Raw genomic sequence first — 5,868 nt, forward strand, 5'->3', positions numbered from 1 at the left:
AACAAATCCATTTAGATTGCTCTATAATTTTAAATGCGGATATGTGTAATTGGGCGGAAATTTTATTAAATGGGGGGAAACTGTGCTTTGTTAAGGAACCCGCTGTGTTATATCGCCTCCACAGCGGTCAAATGTGCAGTGTGCACGCGTATGATAATATTATAAAAAGGAGTGCCTTTGAAGCAGTCCGGTTTATAAAAGTTTTCTTACAGAGTTCCTTATCCGTAAACAAAATCAAAGAACTCTTGCCGCTGGACCCCTATGCCCAACTTTTAACTGAAACAGATTCTTTACTTGTGCCCTTTGTATTGGCACACCACGTGGCATATCATACTAAAAATATTTTCTACCGGTGGTCTGCCAGATTAGCATTGGCTGATATTTTGGATAATCCTATTTTACGCGCTGCGATAGAACAAAAATTTAGTTTTAGTATAAAAAACATACGGCAGGAAATTACAGAAAATCCCATTTATCTTTCCCATAATCCGCCTATAAGAGAGGCTAGTTTTTCCACATTAGGGTATTATTTTTTCCGCAAGTTGTTTTCTATTATTTTATTAAGAGATTACAGACATAAAAAACAATTTTCTAAAAAAAAGGTAGTTTAAATTATGAATATTTCCAATCAATTAGAAATTATTATTCCAACCTATAACCGTAAACCATATATTACGCACACGCTGGAACAATTAACCGCAGCGGACAGCCCGGTTAAAAATTGCTCCATTACGGTTTTAGACAACGCCTCTACGGACGGTTCAAGCGAGGTAATAGAATCTTTTGCAAAGAAATTTGCCAATGTTACCCATATCCGCCACCCTAAAAATATCGGCGGTAATGCCAATATCACCCGCTCCTACGAAATGGCTACGGCCCCTTATGTGTGGGTGGTGTGTGATGATGATTCTTTTAAGTGGGACGCCTGGGCCGAAATTGAAAAAGCATTGGAAACAGAAGAATACGACCTAATTTTAACCCGCAAAGACGACCTGAAAGGGTCTAACAATATTGCCAAAATTGTCCGCCAATGCACCTTTGTCCCGGCCGCTATTTATCACACCCGTATTATTACAAACGGGGTACTGATGAATATGTACAACAACATCCCCAATATGTTCCCGCATTTGGCCTTGGTTTGCGATATTTTAAACAAAAAAGGCCTTATTTTCTTACCCCAAGGGGAAATAATGGATAAATGCACGTTAGACATTGTTTTTTCCGGGGATGACTGGAACACCCGCGGTGCCGAAAAAAGTTATATTCCGGCAACCACCCGCAATATGTTTTGGACGGTCGGCTTCTTAAATTCGTTGCAAATGATAGAAGATCCCAAACTGCGCGCCTATGTATTAGAAAATGTGGGAAAACACGGTTTCTTTGGCTATATTTTCGGTTCTTTCCGCAAGAATTATACTTTTTACAACGGAAACAAACTAAATGAAGCCTTTGTAAAAAATGATTTGAATTTTACCCAACGAATCAAATTCTTTTTTGCGCGCCATTTATTGAAATTAATCACCCTGTTCAGCAAAAAAAAGAAAAAATAAAGATATAATATTTAATATGTTTGCCAGTATTAGGGATTTTTGGCTGAAAGATATTACCCCGGAAAAACGGGTAAAATTCTTTTGTGGGGCACTCCTAGTTGGGTTAGTTGTTGCTCTTGCTGTTTGTACGGTAAACCTCTTTTTGCACCGAGAGTATTATCCGTATGTTACCTTTCTTTTTGACCCGCGCTACCGCTTTAACGATTTTTACGAAACTATAAAAATAGCCCTCGGCGAGCAAAGCGGCAATTATTTCCCGTTCTTTGTGTGGGCGTTACAAGGGTTAAAATACCTGCCGGAAAAAGGCTCTCTCTACGCAATGCTTGCGGGAGGAACGGCCCTGTATTTTGCCTTGGCCCGTTGTGCTTTTTCGTTCCTCAAACAAAAATGGACTGCGCCCCTAATTTTTACGCTGTGTTCCTTTCCGCTCCTTTTGGCTTTGGACCGAGCCAATACGGAACTTTTATTGTTTGCTGTCTGCGCCGCGTTTCTACTGTGCTACAAAGCCAAACGCTTTTGCTTAGCCGCCCTCTTACTAGCCGTAGGAATCAATATGAAACTTTATCCCGCCGTATTCCTCGTACTTTTTATGGCGGATAAACGCTATAAGGAACTGGCCGGAACGGTGCTGTTTACTGGAGCCCTGTTGGCACTTGGCTGGTGGGGGAGCGGGTTTCAAGGATTTGCAGGTTTTGAAGGGTTTAATATGCGCCACCAGTTACTGCCGCTGGGGCTGGAATTTTCACACTCATTTTTTAACTTAATCCGGGTGCCCGTCTTTCTGCTAACGCAAATACAAGGCGCGCCTGAAAGTTGGGAAACATTAATGATTTTCTCCCGTAACACAATGCCCTTTTATATGTTTTTTGCATTGGGTATTTTTTCCCTTATCTGCGCCTATATTATATTTATTAACCGTAGTTTCGTACGGGCCGCACTTTTGTTAGCCCTATCCGAAGTGTTTCTGCCCTTTGTCTCGCACGATTATACACTAATCCAACTGGCCCTGCCCGTACTCTTACTATTAAAAGACCCTCGTGAAAAAACGGATAATTTAACCGTTTTCTTACTAGCCCTTTTGTTTATGCCAATGAATTTGCCCTCTCATTGTTTTTTCGCATCTTATTTTGATTTAGTACTCAATCTGGGCTCTTTTTTGCGCCCCTTAATAGGAGTCGTGCTAATAGTACATTTAATGAAAGATTTTTCCTTTTCTCGCCTATTACAAGGCATAAAAAAGTATTATGGACCCAAGGGGAATTAGGTCCTTTGACCCTTGTTAGCCACCGACGCAAGTGTTAAAATATAAGTATGAAAAAATATATTCTTTTAACTTTTGCCTTTCTACTTTCTGTTTTAGTGCCCGCTACGGCGGGGGCTCAGGTACCTTCTATCAGCCGCGGCGCACGCGCCGCAGAGCAGGTTTCAAAAGCAACCTCAAAAGGAATTAGCCGCTTGCCTTCCGTGGCCTTACCCACCAAGGTCAAAATTCCCTCTGCCGTTACTTTCCCGGCCGGTTCGTCTGTTCCCAAATTATCATCTAACATTTCCACTCTTTCCAGCAAGGTCCAATTGCAAGAAGCCCTGTCCCAACTCCAACAGTTGCAACAGGAAAACTTGCGCCTTAAAAATATCTTGGCGACCGAAGTTATCCCGAAAGATGCGTATATCTTTCAAGCGGTGGAATCACCCAAAGCAGCCGCAAATATCAGCGGTACAAACATTTTTTCGGGAACGGTCGTTTCTATTCCATACAATGGAAAAAACGAGATATATGGCGTTATAGCCACACATGCAATCGCTGTGTCATCCAACGAAAAAGACGCTTTGCACAAAACATTCACCGCTATTGTCTATAAAAACGGTTTGCCGCACGAAGCACGTAGAGGTAGTGGCCTATTCGCCCAAGAGTATGCTAGATATGGCTCTTGTCAAATTTCCAAAGGATATTGAGTCCCTTTTGGCTCCTTATTCCATTAGCGAGGCTACCCCTTATCTGGATAATAATTTACTTTCCAAAGGTTTTACGCACTCTTCCGCAGCCGCTATTCCGGAACGCAAGGTAGTAGGTGTAACGCCAATTTCTATTCGCACAACAATTTCTATGCCGGCCGAAAAACGTCCCGGTCTGTGCGGCAGTGCGGTGTTAAACGACAAGGGGGAACTGGTGGGCATCCACACAGGCAGTATTCACCACACAGAGGACCCCGGTAAGGACGTTGCCTACGCCACGCATGCGCATTACCTTTACAAATTGGTGGAAGCCTATCACAACGGCGGTGTAGCCAAAGTGCCCTTTTATTTTGACGATAAGCCTATTTTTGATATGGATATTGACGAATATCTAACGGCAGGCTCCTTATTGGACGAAAACCAAAAGGCAATTAAAAACCTGACGTTTGAAAGCAAATTCTCGTATAGTAAAATTAAAAACGCGATTGCAGACAAGCCCGAAGGCCGCTATTTGCAATTAACCACGCGCCGCGCGCAGTGGGATAAAGACGGGTTAGCCCTTATTGAAGGGCGCACCAGTTCCGACCACAGCATTAAAACAACATACGTGTACGATTTAAAGGAACAAAAATTAATTAAAAAACGTCAAACGGTGTATAATCCTGCCACCAGACGGGACACCAAAATTGATGTGCCGCTTAATTAACCCTATTTACAGGGTACACGAACGGCTCAAAAAATAGTAAAATATTTGCAGAAGTAAAAAATCTATGGAGGGTGTAAACTGTATGATTAAAGTTGGTATTAACGGTTTTGGCCGCATCGGTCGTTTTGTATTCCGCGCGGCGCAAGAACGCAAAGATATTGAAATCGTAGGCATCAACGACTTGTGCCCGGTTGACTATTTGGCTTATATGCTCAAATACGATACGATGCACGGCAAATTTAACGGCACCGTGGAAGCGGACGTTGAAAACAGCCAGTTGATCGTCAACGGCAAAAAAATCCGCGTAACCGCTTGCAAGAACCCCGAAGAATTGGCTTGGGATAAAGTAGGTGCCGAATATGTAGTAGAATCCACCGGTTTGTTCCTTACCCAGGAAAAAGCGCAGGCCCACATTAAAGCCGGCGCCAAATATGTGGTAATGTCTGCTCCGTCCAAAGACGCTACCCCGATGTTCGTAGTCGGCGTAAACGAAAAAACCTATGTAAAAGGTACCCAATTCGTTTCCAACGCTTCCTGCACCACGAACTGCTTGGCTCCTATTGCCAAAGTTTTGAACGACAAGTTCGGTATTAAAGAAGGTTTGATGACCACCGTACACTCCACCACCGCCACCCAAAAAACGGTTGACGGTCCTTCTATGAAGGATTGGAGAGGCGGCCGCGCCGCTGCCGGCAACATCATCCCGTCTTCTACCGGTGCTGCCAAAGCCGTAGGTAAAGTAATTCCTGAACTCAACGGCAAATTGACCGGTATGTCTATGCGCGTACCGACCTTGGACGTTTCCGTGGTTGACCTTACCGTCAACTTGGCCAAACCGGCCACCTATGCGGAAATCTGCCAAGCGATGAAAGAAGCCTCCGAAGGCGAACTCAAAGGCATCTTGGGTTATACCGATGAAGCCGTTGTGTCTTCCGACTTCTTGGGCTGCCCGCTTACGTCTATCTTTGACGCCAAAGCTGGTATCGCCTTGACGGATACGTTTGTGAAAGTCGTATCTTGGTACGATAACGAAATCGGCTACTCTAACAAAGTGCTGGATTTGATCGCCCATATGGCTTCCGTAAACAAATAATCTTATTTGTTGCAAGAGAGGGCTTCCGCAAGGGAGCCCTCTTTTTTGTCTAACACCCAATTTGTAAGATTAATAAAAATATGTAATGTGGTGTCGGCGGGCCGTAACAACCTCTGCCTGTGGCAATATGTACTGCCCTTGCCCCTAAACTATTCCAAGCCGCTCCACTGGGAAAAAGCAAAGGCAAAGAAGGGGAAAAACAACCTCCGTAATCGGGCTACTTAAAGACATAAAACATAGAAGCAAACCAGAAATACGCTTCTACTTGCGGGCTAAAATTTGAATAACAGCCAAATAATTTACGTCAATTTATAATATAATATTAGAGATTTGACGGATGATGTACGGTTGCTGTTCTCCGACGGAGAATAGAACTAAATTTTTACGAAAAAAAATATTTTTAAAAAATTGTTGCATTTTTTTAAAAAAAAATATACACTATCTGTATCTATGAAAAACAAAAACATTTGGACTATTATTTCTCACTCCATTTCCGCTTCTGCAAAGAAGTCGGTCGTTTTTGCATCCGATTTGTTTAATCTATTTTCTATGTGCAATCTATATAC

The 5,868-nt window shown here is 42.8% G+C and carries 6 protein-coding genes; all 6 read left to right on the plus strand.

The features are described from left to right. Positions 1–611, plus strand: a 611-nt coding sequence (locus tag ACQY2K_RS07910; protein ID WP_428041409.1) for a hypothetical protein, incomplete at its 5' end; no start/stop codon positions are given. Between the two features lie 3 nt (positions 612–614). Next, positions 615–1,550, plus strand: a complete 936-nt coding sequence (locus tag ACQY2K_RS07915; RefSeq protein WP_428041410.1) for a glycosyltransferase family 2 protein — start codon at positions 615–617, stop codon at positions 1,548–1,550. 16 nt (positions 1,551–1,566) lie between these two features. Beyond that, a complete protein-coding gene (locus ACQY2K_RS07920) occupies positions 1,567–2,814 on the plus strand; it encodes a glycosyltransferase family 87 protein (RefSeq protein ID WP_428041411.1) in 1,248 nt (415 codons plus the stop codon). A gap of 47 nt (positions 2,815–2,861) precedes the next feature. Next, entirely contained in the window at positions 2,862–3,503 is a 642-nt protein-coding gene (locus tag ACQY2K_RS07925) for a hypothetical protein (protein ID WP_428041412.1), read from the plus strand. Continuing rightward, complete coding sequence (locus tag ACQY2K_RS07930; protein WP_428041413.1) at positions 3,472–4,209, plus strand: hypothetical protein; 738 nt, start codon at positions 3,472–3,474, stop codon at positions 4,207–4,209. Before ACQY2K_RS07925 ends, ACQY2K_RS07930 begins: the two co-directional genes overlap by 32 nt. Positions 4,210–4,291: 82 nt before the next feature. Further along, entirely contained in the window at positions 4,292–5,302 is a 1,011-nt protein-coding gene (gene gap / locus ACQY2K_RS07935) for a type I glyceraldehyde-3-phosphate dehydrogenase (RefSeq protein WP_428041414.1), read from the plus strand. Positions 5,303–5,868 lie beyond the last annotated feature (566 nt).

The sequence above is a fragment of the Candidatus Avelusimicrobium fimicolum genome, assembly GCF_021632165.1.
GTDB lineage: Bacteria > Elusimicrobiota > Elusimicrobia > Elusimicrobiales > Elusimicrobiaceae > Avelusimicrobium > Avelusimicrobium fimicola.

Excerpts from the sequence above, each read along its gene's own strand:
- ACQY2K_RS07915 (WP_428041410.1), top strand. The coding sequence starts at position 615 with ATGAATATTTCCAATCAATTAGAAATTATTATTCCAACCTATAACCGT.
- ACQY2K_RS07920 (WP_428041411.1), top strand. The coding sequence starts at position 1,567 with ATGTTTGCCAGTATTAGGGATTTTTGGCTGAAAGATATTACCCCGGAA.
- ACQY2K_RS07925 (WP_428041412.1), top strand. The coding sequence starts at position 2,862 with ATGAAAAAATATATTCTTTTAACTTTTGCCTTTCTACTTTCTGTTTTA.
- ACQY2K_RS07930 (WP_428041413.1), top strand. The coding sequence starts at position 3,472 with ATGGCTCTTGTCAAATTTCCAAAGGATATTGAGTCCCTTTTGGCTCCT.
- gap (WP_428041414.1), top strand. The coding sequence starts at position 4,292 with ATGATTAAAGTTGGTATTAACGGTTTTGGCCGCATCGGTCGTTTTGTA.